12 protein-coding genes and 1 riboswitch are annotated in these 14165 nt (G+C 44.9%); all 12 genes read right to left on the bottom strand.

All coding sequences use genetic code 11. From position 1 onward, the window contains the following. Nucleotides 1–39 precede the first annotated feature (39 nt). The gene (locus MKY83_RS08025) at nucleotides 40–1104 is read right to left on the bottom strand and encodes an inorganic phosphate transporter (RefSeq protein WP_065097246.1); all 1065 of its coding nucleotides are present in this window, start codon (nucleotides 1102–1104) and stop codon (nucleotides 40–42) included. Nucleotides 1105–1117: 13 nt separating this feature from the next. Then, nucleotides 1118–1819: a phosphoadenylyl-sulfate reductase gene (locus MKY83_RS08020; protein WP_003211029.1), complete on the bottom strand. Its 702-nt coding sequence runs from the start codon at nucleotides 1817–1819 to the stop codon at nucleotides 1118–1120. Nucleotides 1820–2066: 247 nt separating this feature from the next. Then, nucleotides 2067–2169, bottom strand: a riboswitch (SAM riboswitch). Nucleotides 2170–2464: 295 nt separating this feature from the next. Further along, the gene (gene pyrE, locus MKY83_RS08015; RefSeq protein ID WP_044141967.1) at nucleotides 2465–3103 is read right to left on the bottom strand and encodes an orotate phosphoribosyltransferase; all 639 of its coding nucleotides are present in this window, start codon (nucleotides 3101–3103) and stop codon (nucleotides 2465–2467) included. Between the two features lie 7 nt (nucleotides 3104–3110). Beyond that, nucleotides 3111–3815, bottom strand: a complete 705-nt coding sequence (gene pyrF / locus MKY83_RS08010) for an orotidine-5'-phosphate decarboxylase (RefSeq protein ID WP_065097245.1) — start codon at nucleotides 3813–3815, stop codon at nucleotides 3111–3113. After that, nucleotides 3787–4719, bottom strand: coding sequence for a dihydroorotate dehydrogenase (locus tag MKY83_RS08005; RefSeq protein ID WP_342488479.1), 933 nt, complete (start codon nucleotides 4717–4719; stop codon nucleotides 3787–3789). The genes pyrF and MKY83_RS08005 overlap by 29 nt, the downstream gene beginning before the upstream one ends. Beyond that, nucleotides 4713–5489, bottom strand: a complete 777-nt coding sequence (locus tag MKY83_RS08000; protein ID WP_044141971.1) for a dihydroorotate dehydrogenase electron transfer subunit — start codon at nucleotides 5487–5489, stop codon at nucleotides 4713–4715. The genes MKY83_RS08005 and MKY83_RS08000 overlap by 7 nt, the downstream gene beginning before the upstream one ends. Beyond that, nucleotides 5486–8701 carry a carbamoyl-phosphate synthase (glutamine-hydrolyzing) large subunit gene (gene carB / locus MKY83_RS07995; RefSeq protein WP_185107209.1) on the bottom strand — a complete coding sequence of 1072 codons (3216 nt, stop codon included), beginning with the start codon at nucleotides 8699–8701 and terminating at the stop codon, nucleotides 5486–5488. The genes MKY83_RS08000 and carB overlap by 4 nt, the downstream gene beginning before the upstream one ends. Beyond that, nucleotides 8686–9780 carry a carbamoyl phosphate synthase small subunit gene (locus tag MKY83_RS07990; RefSeq protein WP_065097241.1) on the bottom strand — a complete coding sequence of 365 codons (1095 nt, stop codon included), beginning with the start codon at nucleotides 9778–9780 and terminating at the stop codon, nucleotides 8686–8688. Before MKY83_RS07990 ends, carB begins: the two co-directional genes overlap by 16 nt. Beyond that, a complete protein-coding gene (locus MKY83_RS07985) occupies nucleotides 9777–11063 on the bottom strand; it encodes a dihydroorotase (protein ID WP_342488477.1) in 1287 nt (428 codons plus the stop codon). The genes MKY83_RS07990 and MKY83_RS07985 overlap by 4 nt, the downstream gene beginning before the upstream one ends. Continuing rightward, the gene (locus tag MKY83_RS07980) at nucleotides 11047–11970 is read right to left on the bottom strand and encodes an aspartate carbamoyltransferase catalytic subunit (protein ID WP_185107205.1); all 924 of its coding nucleotides are present in this window, start codon (nucleotides 11968–11970) and stop codon (nucleotides 11047–11049) included. Before MKY83_RS07980 ends, MKY83_RS07985 begins: the two co-directional genes overlap by 17 nt. A 130-nt stretch (nucleotides 11971–12100) precedes the next feature. Then, nucleotides 12101–13429, bottom strand: a complete 1329-nt coding sequence (locus tag MKY83_RS07975) for a solute carrier family 23 protein (RefSeq protein ID WP_342488476.1) — start codon at nucleotides 13427–13429, stop codon at nucleotides 12101–12103. A gap of 154 nt (nucleotides 13430–13583) precedes the next feature. After that, entirely contained in the window at nucleotides 13584–14126 is a 543-nt protein-coding gene (gene pyrR, locus MKY83_RS07970; protein ID WP_012009892.1) for a bifunctional pyr operon transcriptional regulator/uracil phosphoribosyltransferase PyrR, read from the bottom strand. Between the last annotated feature and the right edge of the window lie 39 nt (nucleotides 14127–14165).

Below are 14165 nucleotides of genomic sequence, written 5' to 3'. Positions count from 1 at the left end.
ATGTTCTTATTTATTAGATGTAAATAGTCGGATTTGTCGTTAAATCCCGCCGCCCTGTTCATGAATCGAGCTGCTTTCATTTTTGACTGCCTTCATCAGACTTAGCGCACCAAGTGAGGCAAGCAGTACACTCATCATGATAAAGATAGAGTAATAGTCTCCTTTTAAGAAAAGACTCACCAGCAAATACGATAGACTGAGTGATAAAAAGGGTGATACAACCCACACTTTCAGCATTTTTTTCACCACATGTTTATGAAAAATATTAGGTCCGCCTTTTGCCATGCCAAGCCCAATGATAGACGAGGAGGTGATTTGGGTAAGTGGGACTGGCAGCCCAAAAATAGAGCTGACGATGACAAGTCCAGCACCGGTACTCGAAAGCAATATCCCTTCGCCCGTTTGATAGCGGGTAATTTTCTTTCCATTTGTTTCTAGTACTCTTCTACCAAGCAAGAGGGCTCCAATGGCGACAAAGATTCCGCCGTAAAGCGTTCCTTGCCCAACTGACAAAACGCCCGCGGCAACAAGTGGACCGACTGCATTTGCCACATTGTTCATGCCTGCTGAAAATGCTTCTAAAAATCCACTAAGGATTAAAACAATGGATAAAATAATTGTTCCTTTTTTAGACAACTTACGTTTAGGGAACATTCTGATGATTTTGACTACAACAAAGGTAAAAAGAAAGGCGACAAGCGGAATGATGACCCAAAATGCCACAATGACTAAAATGGATTTCACATACAATACTTTATATGCGACCGCGACACCAACTACAGCTCCTACTGTCACCTCACTCGTTGACAAAGGAATGGCCATCAGATTCGCTATAAAGAGTGATAATGCAGCAGAACCAATAATAATACAAACAATTTCAAGTGTAATGACGGATTCAGGCATAATCCCAGAGCTAATCGTTTTGACAACCTCACCACCGCCAATAACTGAACCTGCTAAAATCCCAACTGCGCATACACTGAGTGCATAGATCGGCTTTCGAATCGCACCTGATCCGTACGCGATTCCCATCGAAGCTGCTGCACCACTCGCGCCAATGTTTAGAGCGAAAAATAAACTAAATAAAATTGCGGCAATTTCCATACACTATGCTCCCTTACTCATGTAATCCGCACTCAGTCTTAGCTGTGCCTGACCATCTGCCAGACCGCAGATCCTCGGCAGTAAATGCTGGCTGTGTACACGGGGCACACCCGATACTTGGATATCCCTGATCATGCAGCGGATTATAAGTAAGTTCCTCTCTAGATGCATATCTCCATATGTCCTTCCACGTCCAGTGGATAAGCGGACATACTTTCACTGATTTGAATTTTTCATCCTTATTTAAAAAGTTCGTCCCTGCTCGCTTAGGTGACTGCTCTCTCCTTAAGCCAGAAAGCCATGCCGGATAGCCAGATAGCGCTTCTTGCAAAGGAATGACCTTACGCATATGGCAGCAGCTTTGAGGATCTGTTTTCCATAGCTGATCACCATGCTGCTCGTTTTGCTCCTCAACCGTCAGCTCAGGGGTTTTCAGCACAATATCTAAACCCGGGTATCTTTCCTTTACCGCATCAATTGTGTCGTACGTTTCCTTAAAATGCAGACCTGTATCTAAAAAGACAATTCTTGCATCCTTTTTTACTTTCGCAATCAGATCAATGAGGACGATGCCTTCAATACCAAAACTGCATGCATAAACGAGCTGATCACCATAATGACCGTATGCCCATTTCAGCACAGATAAGGCCCCTTTATACAAATCATCTTCTTGAAATGTAATGGACGGCTCTTGCCAATTTTCATAAGTTAACATTGTTTCTCCCCTTCCGGAGTATCACTACTCTCCGCACTACGTCAACTGAATTTTTTTCTGTCTTCTGCCACTTGAATCACTTGACCGTCCTGAACAATCAGTGTAACTAAACTGAATTCATATCCCCAATCAGTTTATGCATAGGCTTCAATTAAGTCTTCATCCTGCTTTTGCTTCACTTCCCCCTCACCGTTAAAATAAAAAAACTTCCTTTCAGTCCGAAAGAAAGATGAGGAAGCTCACGATTTCCTTATCTTTCAAAATAGAATCATTTTGTAGGAAGTAGCACCTTGCAAATCGCAGGTTGCCGGGCTTCATCGGGCCAGTCCCTCCACCTCTCTGGATAAGTGTTTTAATTTGTCTTAAATATTAACACAATTCAAACAAAAGTCAACCCGACTTTATTGATAGGATTAGTTTTTATTTAAATTTGAGTCTATTTTACTATTTTTAACCAAATAAAAAAGCTGTGCGGGGAGGCGCAGCTTCAGATTGTATTCAGCGTGATAGAAAACCTTTGCAGTCTAGGAAAGACGAGTACCGGAGCGGAGCGAATTGAACATTCGTGAGCACCGGCACGCAGTCCTGACAAAGAATGCGAGGGTTTGTCCGCGCGCTGAAAGCTGTGCGGGTACGCGCAGCTTTTTAGACGGTTTCTTCCATCCAAGATTCAGAGGAAGGATCTTGTCTCCAGCGTTTCAATTTATTCATAGCAGAAGGCTCAATCGCTTTCAGCTCAAGTGCCACGTCTGTGAGGGTATCATAGTCTGTTAGGGTGACATATGGAATGTTTTTCTCTTGGAATGCTGCCGCAGCTTTTGGCAGACCGTATGTGAAGATCGCGGCAACGCCTAGTACGTCACAGCCCGCTTCTTGAAGAGCAGCGACCACTTCAAGCACACTGCCTCCTGTTGAAATCAGGTCTTCTACGACGACCACCTTTTGGCCTTTAGATACGGCGCCTTCAATTTGATTTCCTTTTCCATGTGCTTTTGGCTTACTTCTGACATAACACATTGGGACGTTCAGACGGTCTGCCGCTAATGCCGCATGCGGGATGCCTGCTGTTGCAGTACCAGCAATCACCTCTGCTCCCTCAAAATGAGTGAGAATCAGCTCTTTAAGACCTTCAGCAATGTCATGTCTGACTTCTGGATAGGACAAGGTGAGACGGTTGTCACAATAGATCGGTGATTTGATACCGCTTGCCCATGTAAACGGTTCGTCTGGTTTCAATGAGACCGCTTTGATTTGTAATAGGTGTTTAGCGATTTTTGTTTTCATCTGGCAGTCACTCCCACTCTTTCAAAATTTGATGATAGGCTTCCAATGGTTCTTCAGCTTTTGTGATTGACCTTCCGACAACAATTTGTGAAACACCTTGCTCTTTTGCATAAGCAGGGGTTGCCACACGCTTTTGATCATCGGTTTGATCATTTAGTAAACGAATCCCTGGCGTAACAGTGAGGAAGTCAGGTGAGATGTGCTCATGAAGGGCTTTGGATTCATGAACAGAGCAAACAACACCGTCTAGTCCACTTTCATATGCCAATTGACCGTACCGGATAACAGTCTCTTGCAGCGGACGGTCTATGAGTAATTCACTTCTCATCATGTCTTCAGATGTACTCGTCAGCTGAGTCACTGCAATAATGCCTGGACGTTTTTGTCCAGCAGGCGTTCCGCTTTCAAGCCCTTCTAACGCAGCTTGCATCATCTGTTTCCCGCCAGCAGCATGGACATTGACTAGATCAACGCCAAGTGCGGCAAGCCGGTTCATTGCTTTTTGCACCGTTGTTGGAATGTCATGTAATTTGAGGTCGAGGAAAATGCGACAGTTTTTTTCCTTAAGTGCGTCAAGGATGGCAGGTCCTTCTTGGTAAAACAGCTCCATGCCGACCTTCACAAATAATGGTGTCCCTTCAAAGGGTTCTAAAAAGGCAAGCGCCTCCTGCCCTGATGGAAAATCAAGCGCGATGATGGGCGAGTGCTTCATGTTTCCAGCTCCTTCCGGTACATTCCTTTACAGATGAATACCCATAGGCTGCTAATACTTTTGGCAGTTCTTCAATGATTTCTGGGCAAATAAATGGGTTTGCAAAATTGGCTGTGCCAACAGCTACTGCACTCGCACCTGCTAGTAAAAATTCAAGTACATCTTCAGCATTTTGCACTCCGCCCATTCCGATAATCGGGATAGAAACCGCTTGACTGACCTCATGTACCATGCGCACAGCGACAGGTTTGACAGCAGGGCCTGATAATCCGCCTGTTTTATTGGCAAGAATCGGTTTCCCCGTTTTTAAATCTAAACGCATACCGATTAACGTGTTAATCATCGTGAGTCCATCCGCTCCAGCAGATTCAATCGCTTGCGCAATCTCCACAATATTGGCTACGTTAGGAGACAGTTTGACATAGACAGGAACGGAGGACACGTCCTTCACCGCTTTTGTCAATGCTGCTGCCATTTGAGGATCTGTACCAAAAGCAATTCCGCCTGTTTTGACATTCGGACACGAGATATTCAGTTCAAGGGCATGGACATTTTTTGCTTGGCTGATCTGCTTCGCTACTTCAACATAATCATCGACCTGTGAGCCAGCGACGTTTGCAATAATAGGCGTATCAAACTGCTCGAGCCAAGGCAATTCATTTTCCAGCACGCCTTTTAGGCCAGGATTTTGAAGACCGATGGCATTGAGCATCCCGGCACCTGTCTCTGCTACCCTTGGTGTCGGGTTGCCAAATCTCGGTTCTAAGGTTGTGGCTTTGATCATGATACCGCCAAGCACGGATAAGTCGTATAATGAAGCAAATTCTCTCCCGAATCCAAAGCAGCCTGATGCAGGGATAATCGGATTCTTTAAAGATAAGCCTGGTAACTCAACGTTTAGCATGACAACGCCACCTCCTCTGCTTTAAATACAGGTCCATCCAAACAGACTTTGACGTAAGCTTTTTCGTGCTGGTCTGTATGACAGACACATGCAAAGCAAGCACCAATTCCGCAGCCCATTCGTTCTTCCATAGAAATGTAGACAGGCTTATCAGGGTAAGAGTCTTTTAGTGCTTTTAACATAGGGGTCGGCCCGCAGGAAAGCATGACATCAAAGCTCAAATCATTCTCTTCAATCACACCTGTCACGAAGCCCTTTGCGCCATATGTTCCATCAACTGTCGCGATAAATGTATCTCCGAGTGCTTGGAATTTCTCCTCGTAAAATACATCCTTTTTCGATTGAAAGCCAAGGACATGCTTGACGATGACGCCTTTTTTCGTTAAACGCTTGGACAGCTCATATAAAGGCGGTACTCCAATTCCACCACCGACTAGCAACGCTGTCTGACCTGGCTGAACAACTGATGGATCATACCCGTTGCCAAGCGGCCCTAATACATCGATGGATTCCCCATCGCGCCTTTGGGAAAGGAGCTTTGTGCCCTCTCCCTCTGCACGGTAGATGATGGTTGCTTCTTGTTTCTCGGCATGAATATTGGCAATACTGATCGGTCTTCTCAGCAGCGGTGTCATGGACTCGCTGACCTTGATATGAAGAAATTGTCCAGCCGTTTGAAAGGAGTCCACAAGGTCACCTTTTAATGTCATTTCGTAAATATGATCAGCGATCTCTCGATTTGAGACGACCGTCAAGTATGCTTTTTTCATATCGTTACTGTCACCTCAGCATTCGTTTTCACTTCTGGCATTTCGTCCGCTCTAAATGTCATGCTTTCTAGTACTCTTAAAATCGCTTCTGCTGTATCTAGCGACGTTAAGCAAGCTACGCCATTTTCAACAGCTTCACGTCTGATTCTAAAGCCGTCTCTTGCCGGCTGTTTTCCTTTCGTCAGAGTGTTGATGACAAATTGGGCTTCCCCGTTTCGAATGACATCGAGAAGATTTTTGCCTTCTTCTCCTATTTTGCCAACAACACTTGATGGGATGGAGGCTTGTTTTAAGTAATTCGCCGTTCCTTCTGTCGCTAAAATATGGTAGCCGATTGAATGGAATCTTCTCGCAATCTCAAGTCCTTCTTCTTTATCCTTATCAGCAACTGTCAGAAGAACTGTCCCATCTTTAGGAATTTGAATGCCTGATGCAATTAACCCTTTGTAAAGAGCTTTTTCGATTGTGACATCTTTCCCCATGACTTCACCTGTTGATTTCATTTCAGGTCCGAGTGTAATATCGACTCTTCTTAGTTTTGCAAAAGAGAAGACTGGAACTTTGACGTACACCCCTTCTTGCTCTGTGTGAAGTCCTTCTTCGTAGCCATAGTTTTTCAGTTTTTCTCCTAAAATGACTTTTGTCGCCAGGTTTGCCATCGGGATGCCCGTGATTTTACTTAAGAAAGGAACTGTCCGGCTTGAACGCGGGTTCACTTCAAGTACGAACACTTCACCTTTTGAGAGAACAAATTGAATGTTTAGCAGCCCAATAATGTTGAGTCCTTTTGCGAGCTTGATCGTGTATTCTGCGATCTTCTCTTTGATCTCTTCAGACAATGTTTGCGGCGGGTAAACCGCAATCGAGTCACCAGAGTGAACCCCAGCTCTTTCAATATGTTCCATAATGCCTGGGATCACGACAGTTTCGCCATCAGACACGGCATCTACTTCGATTTCTTTCCCTGTCAAATATTTGTCAATTAGCACTGGGTGCTGCGGATTGACTTTCACTGCATTCTCCATGTAGTGAAGAAGCTCAGCTTCTTGATAAACAATTTCCATTGCGCGACCGCCTAATACATAGGAAGGACGGACAAGGACTGGGTAGCCGATCTGATTGGCAATCGCTACAGCTTCTGGCACAGACGTAGCTGTTTTCCCTTTAGGCTGCGGCACGCCGAGTGCTTCTAATGTTTGTTCAAACTTGTCCCTGTTTTCGGCTCGGTCTAGGTCTTCAAGAGAAGTGCCGAGAATCTTCACCCCTCTATTTGATAATTCATCTGCTAGGTTGATTGCTGTTTGTCCGCCGAACTGGACAACGACTCCTTCAGGCTGCTCAAGATCGATAATGTGCATTACATCTTCTACAGTAAGTGGTTCAAAGTAGAGCTTGTCTGAAATACTAAAGTCTGTTGAGACCGTTTCAGGGTTGTTGTTAATAATGATTGCTTCATAGCCTGCTTGTTTGATTGCCCACACAGAATGAACGGTCGCATAATCAAATTCTACTCCTTGACCGATTCTGATAGGACCTGAGCCTAATACGATGACACTTTTCTTGTCTGTACGTTCTGATTCATTTTCATCTTCATACGTGCTGTAGAAATATGGCGTCTCGGATTCAAATTCAGCCGCACAAGTATCTACCATTTTGTAAACAGGTACGATGCCTGCTTCTTGTCTTAGCGTGTAGACGTCCGCTTCATTCATATTCCACTCGCGGCTAATATAGATGTCTGAGAAGCCTTTTTCTTTCGCTTCTTTTAATACGTCTGTATTGCCTTTGTTTTCTTTTAATGTCTTTTCAAAAGCGATGATGCCTTCCAGTTTATGAAGGAAGAAGTAATCAATTTTTGAGAATTCATGTATTTGTTCAACCGTATAGCCTCTTCTAAGCGCCTCGGCAATATAGAATAATCGTTCATCTCCCGCCTTGATAATCCGCTTTTCAAGCACTTCGTTTGTGATATCTGCTTCATCTTTTAATTCAATGTGATGCACATCAGCTTCAAGTGAACGGACAGCTTTTAGAAGAGACTCTTCTAACGTACGACCGATCGCCATTACTTCACCCGTTGCTTTCATTTGCGTGCCAAGACGTCTGTTGGCAGATTCGAATTTATCAAACGGCCAGCGCGGGATTTTAGACACAATATAGTCAAGTGCCGGTTCGAAGGCGGCATAGGTTTTACCTGTGACTGGGTTCATCATTTCATCAAGCGTTAAGCCGACAGCAATTTTCGCTGCAAGTTTGGCAATTGGATAACCTGTTGCTTTCGACGCAAGTGCAGAAGAACGACTCACGCGCGGGTTTACTTCGATGATATAGTATTGAAAGCTGTCTGGGTCAATCGCCAGCTGTACGTTACATCCGCCTTCAATCCCAAGTGCTCGGATTAGCTTGAGCGACACATTGCGAAGCAGCTGATATTCACGGTCACTTAACGTTTGGCTTGGCGCCACAACGATACTGTCACCTGTGTGGATACCGACTGGATCAAAGTTTTCCATGTTACAAACAACGATCGCAGTATCACCGCTATCACGCATGACTTCATATTCAATTTCTTTAAAGCCTGCAATACTTTTTTCAAGTAAACATTGTGTGACTGGGCTTAGCTTCAAACCATTTTCGACGATTTCCTTCAGCTCTTGCTCGTTTGTACAAATTCCGCCGCCTGTTCCGCCTAATGTATAAGCTGGTCTCACAATGACAGGGAAACCGATTTGATTCGTAAACGCCATCGCTTCTTCTAGGTTATGGATGATTGCACTTTCTGGTACAGGCTCATTTAGTTCATTCATCAGATTACGGAATAGATCTCTGTCTTCTGCTTTTTGGATTGCTGACAGCTTTGTACCGAGTACTTCAACGCCGCATTCAGCTAATACACCAAGGTCTGATAATTCAACAGCAAGGTTAAGTCCAGTTTGTCCGCCAAGTGTTGGCAAGATCGCATCAGGACGTTCTTTTCGAATGATTCGTGTTAAGAATTCTGGTGTCAGTGGTTCGATGTATACCTTATCGGCCATTTCTGTATCTGTCATGATGGTCGCTGGATTGGAATTCACAAGAACGACTTCATAGCCTTCTTCTTTTAGTGCTAAGCAAGCCTGTGTGCCTGCATAGTCAAACTCCGCTGCCTGACCGATGATGATTGGACCTGAACCGATAACTAAAATCTTTTTGATGTCTACGCGTTTTGGCATACTTCTTCCCCTTCTTTCTCAGTTGTATGAATCATGTCCATGAACTGGTCGAATAAGTAGTTCGCATCTTCTGGACCTGGTGATGCTTCTGGGTGGTACTGGACAGTGAATGCTGGTGCTTCTTTATGTTTTAACCCTTCAATCGTATTGTCGTTTAGTGCGATATGTGTGACTTCAAGCACGTCCTCGTTAATCGCACTGACTGTGTAGCCGTGGTTTTGAGCTGTCAATGTCACCTTGCCAGTTGCTAGTTCCTTGACTGGGTGATTCGAGCCTCTGTGACCGAATTTCATTTTTTCAGTACTTGCACCGCACGCAAGCGCGAATAATTGATGTCCAAGGCAAATGCCAAAGAGTGGAACCTTTCCAATCAAGTGCTGAATCATCTCGACTGCTTCTGGTACATCAGCAGGATCCCCGGGGCCGTTTGAAAGCATGATTCCATCAGGCTTTAACTGCAGTACTTCATCTGCCGTGATATTGTACGGCACCACGATGACATCACAGTCACGTTTATTGAGTTCGCGCAAAATGCCGTGCTTCATGCCGAAATCGACAAGGACAATTCTTTTTCCTCTTCCTGGGCTTGGATACGCATTTTTCACAGATACTTGACTTACTTGATCAGTTGGCAGCTGCATTGTTTGAAGGCGGCGGACCACATCTTCCACTTGTTCATCCGGTCCTGCAAATGCCCCTCTTAAAGTACCTGCACTTCGAATCATTCTCGTCAGCTTCCGTGTATCGATTCCGCTAAGGCCTGGAATGTTTTTCATTTTCAAATACTCATCAAGCGAGTATGAAGAGCGCCAGTTTGAGGGCTTTTCACAAAGCTCCTTCACAATCAGCCCTTTTACAAACGGTGTGATCGATTCAAAATCATCACGGTTGATGCCATAGTTGCCGATAAGCGGGTAAGTGAGTGTGACAATTTGTCCGCAGTATGATGGATCAGACAAAATTTCTTGATAGCCCGTCATCCCTGTATTAAAGACGACTTCTCCGACTGACGATTCTAAGCTGCCGAAGCCTGTTCCTTCGAATACTGTTCCGTTTTCTAGCACTAAGCGTCTTTTCATTTTACTAGTCTCCCCTCTTCATACACGACTTTCCCAGATGCAAGTGTCATGACCGGCCATCCTGATACAGTCAATTTGTCAAACGGTGTATTTTGTCCTTTAGATAAGAAGCTTTTTTTATCGATTGCCATTTCTTTGTTTAAATCAATGAGTGTAATATCAGCTGTTTGTCCTTCTTCCAGCTTTCCATAAGGAAGGGAGAAAGCTTCTGCTGGCTTGATCGTCATATAATCAACGAGTTCTTTTAATGTCCATTCGCCCGTTTTGACAAATCGTGTGTACAGAAGCGGGAACGCTGTTTCAAGTCCGACTATTCCAAAAGGTGCGCGCTGCATCGTTTCGTTCTTTTCTTCTTCTGTATGCGGTGCATGGTCTGTTGCGATGAAATCAACCGTTCCATCTAACAGTCCCTCAATTAGTGCCTCGCGATCCTCTTTTCCTCTGAGCGGCGGGTTCATTTTATAATTTGTGTCAAGTCCTGGGATGTCTGCATCACATAAGAGCAGGTGGTGCGGTGACACCTCTGCCGTCACACGGATGCCTGCTTTTTTTGCATCGCGAACGACTCGCACAGATTCTTTCGTACTGATATGACATACATGATAATGACAGTTCGCTGCTTCTGCTAAAAGAACATCTCTTGCAATATGCACCGATTCACAAATGGACGGTATTCCGTTTAATTCATTTGCTTTTGAAAATTCTCCTTCATGAACGCATCCTCCGTAAATGAGCGAGTTATCTTCACAGTGTGCCACAATCGCTTGATCAAGGCTTGCTGCCTTTTTCATCGCTTCGTACATCATGCCTGCTGTTTGGATGCCAACCCCGTCATCTGTGAAAGCGAAGGCGCCTGCTTCTTTTAGTGCTGCAAAGTCTGTCATCTCTTCCCCAATTTGCCTAGTTGTGATGGAGGCGTATGGCAGTACTCTGACAGAACAGGTCTCTTCGATCCGATTCATGAGCCACTCCATTTGCTCTTTTGTATCCGGAACTGGGCGTGTATTCGGCATCGCTGCAATCGTTGTATAGCCGCCTCTTGCTGCTGCTTTAGAGCCTGTTTCAATCGTTTCCTTTTTCTCTCCACCTGGCTCTCTTAAATGTACATGCAGATCAATTAAGCCTGGTGAAACAAATAGCCCTTTAGCATCAATGACCTCTTCTCCATCTTCTCTTTCTAAGTGACCAATCGCTTGAATCACTTCTCCTTCTACCCTAATATCCTGCTTCACTTTTTCACCTGTGCTTGTTAAGATAAAACCGTTTTTAATGAGATACGACATAGACAGAATCTCTCCCTTTTTGATATAGTCTGCTATTTTGAAAAGCTCTTTTTAATACCGCCATTCGGACATAAACGCCATTTTCCATTTGCTTGAAAATTCGTGACTGCTCTGATTCCACTAAAGAATCATCTATCTCCACACCTCTGTTTACTGGTGCTGGATGCATGATAATGGCTCGTTCTTTCATGTTGTTTGCCCTGTTTACTGTTAATCCATAAGTCGATAAGTAATCTTCATTGCCCATTTTTTCAGCGTGCCGTTCATGCTGGATTCTAAGCAGCATCACCACATCAGATTGTCTAATGGCTTCGTCTACTTGGACATACGTTCCGTGAGGGTTTTGCTCATCTTGGAAGGAAGCAGGCCCTGAGAAAAGGACTGTCGCTCCGAGCCTTGAGAGTACTTCAGCATTCGACCTTGCCACCCTGCTGTGCTTGATGTCTCCATGAATCGAAATCGTTAAGCCCTCAAAGCCGCCAAACTCTTCATAGATGGTCATTAGGTCAAGCAGTGATTGGGTCGGGTGCTGCCCGCAGCCATCTCCAGCATTGATGATGGGAATCCCAACCTTCCCGATTAGCTCGTTGTAATATTCATCAGTGCTGTCTCTGATCACACAAGCTTTCACACCGATGGATTCAAGCGTTTTTACCGTATCGTATAGGGTTTCGCCTTTTTGAACGGAGGTGCTTGCCGCATCTAAGCTCAGTACATTCATCCCCAGTTTCTTTTCGGCGACTTCGAAGCTAAATCGTGTTCTTGTGCTTGGTTCAAAGAAGAGGTTTGCTACAAATTCTCCCGCTAAGCCAGGCTCTTGCTTCCCCTTTTTGAGAGCCGTTGCTTCTTCAATCAGCTGTAAAATCTCTTCTGTAGACAAGCTGCTCATAGTCGATAGATCATTCATTTTTTCTTCCCCCTCTAGTTTTTCATCACTTTCAGGTTCAAAAAAACCCTAAGCCTCGGCAGCTTAGGGTTCTCCAAAAGAAGCAGCGGCACGTTCGTGCATTCTGCTCATTTTAGAACCCTTGTCAGCCTCACTGGACTTCTTTTAAAAGGTTTTCTGTATTCGATTCATTTGACTCGTCATCATCCGCTTTTTGCTGCGGCAGGATCAGGTTTAACAGGACACCCGTGATGGCAGCAAGTGCCATTCCAGATAGTGTGAGGTTGATTTGTTTCACCTCAATGAATGCCCCGCCAATTCCGATGACTAAGATGACTGATGCGATAATGAGATTACGCTTTTCTTCAAAATTCACTTTATGATCAATCAGGATTCTCAGACCGCTTGAGGCAATGATCCCAAAGAGCAGGAATGAAACGCCTCCCATGACCGCGGACGGCACTGTACTGATTAATGCTGAAATTTTTCCGACAAAGCCGAAGCAGATTGCAAATACTGCTGCTCCGCCGATGACGAAGATACTGAACACTCTTGTGATGGCAAGGACGCCGATATTCTCTCCATACGTTGTTGTCGGCGGTCCGCCAATGAGTGAAGCGAAAATTGTCGCCGCACTGTCTCCTAAAATGGAGCGGTGAAGACCAGGTTTTTTAATGAAATCTTGCCCTACAACTTTACTTAACACCACTTGGTGGCCGATGTGCTCAGACATTGTCACAAAGGCAACCGGCACCATTACGGTGAGAATGCTTAAAGTCACAGCTGGTGTGTAGTCCACAAATGGTACAACGAAGTCTGGTACAGCAAACCATTTTGCATCAATGACCGGCTGGAAGTTCACAATTCCTTGTGATAAGGCAAAGAGATAGCCGCTGATAATGCCGATTAATACTGGGATCAAGCTAAGGAATCCTCTTAGGAAAATCATGCTGATAATCGTGACAGCCAGTGTGAAGCCGGCGACCATTAAGTGCTTCAGGCTGTAAACAAGCTCGGTTGCATTCGGATCAACATACATCGCCATGTTGACAGCTGTTCCAGCGAGTCCGAGTCCGATGACCATAATGACCGGTCCTACGACGACAGGCGGTAGAAGCTTCATCAGCCAGCCTGTGCCGAGCCATTTAATAAATAGTGCAATGAGTGCATAAGCGACACCCGCCATGAAGGCACCGACCATTGCGGCTCCAGGGTCGCCTGTGGCTTTCACATTCAGTATGGGGGCGATAAAGGCAAAGGACGATCCAAGATACGCCGGAATTTGGCCTCTTGTGATGATTAAGTAAACAATGGTTCCAACACCACTTGAGATGAGCGCGACTGCTGGACTCATATCAATAATCTTTGGTACAAGTATGGTCGCACCAAACATGGCAAACAAATGCTGAAGGCTAAGTGATAGCCATGTGAACGGTTTTGGGATATCTCGAATGCCTAAATTGGCTTTTTGCTGACTCATGATTTTTCCTCCTAGATGTGTCCTTCTTCATTAAAAAAGCCTCTTTGCGAGTATGCGCAAAGAGGCCTAGAAAAACCGTACACGTCATGTTTGCCGTGCTCGGTATCTCTGTTATTGCCCTCTTTGCAAACTCTCTGGAATGCATTTAAAAAGGTTATTTTTCATATATAGCGACAAGGTCGTTTTGATCTACTTCATTCAGCTGAACCATAACTGTCTCTGCTTTTGATGTCGGAATGTTCTTCCCGATATAATCCGCTCGAATCGGCAGCTCCCGGTGTCCCCGGTCGACGAGAACAGCAAGCTGAATGGAAGATGGTCTTCCTACATCCACAAGGGCATCCATGGCCGCTCTGACGGTTCTGCCTGTAAACAGGACATCGTCAACGACGATCAGTGTTTTGTCATTAATGTCAGCTGGGATGTCTGCACCCTTTACAAGCGGGTCTTGGTTGTCTGTCTTTTTTGTCAGGTCATCACGGTATAGCGTAATATCAAGTTCACCCACTATGACTGGATTTCCTTCAATTTGCTCGATGCGCTCTGCAAGGCGCTTTGCAAGATGAATGCCTCTTGTCTTGATCCCCGCAAGGATGACATCTTTCATCCCTTTGTTGCGCTCAATCATTTCATGTGCAATTCGGGTAAGCGCTCGTCTGATCGCTTGTTCATCAAGAATGACTGCTTTTTGTTCCATCTTTTACACCTCTTTTTGACAAATAAAAAGCCCCTTCTG

It is taken from the genome of Bacillus sp. FSL M8-0266, assembly GCF_038613425.1.
Taxonomy (GTDB): domain Bacteria; phylum Bacillota; class Bacilli; order Bacillales; family Bacillaceae; genus Bacillus; species Bacillus pumilus.
This window is presented reverse-complemented; position numbering and strand designations above follow the sequence as displayed.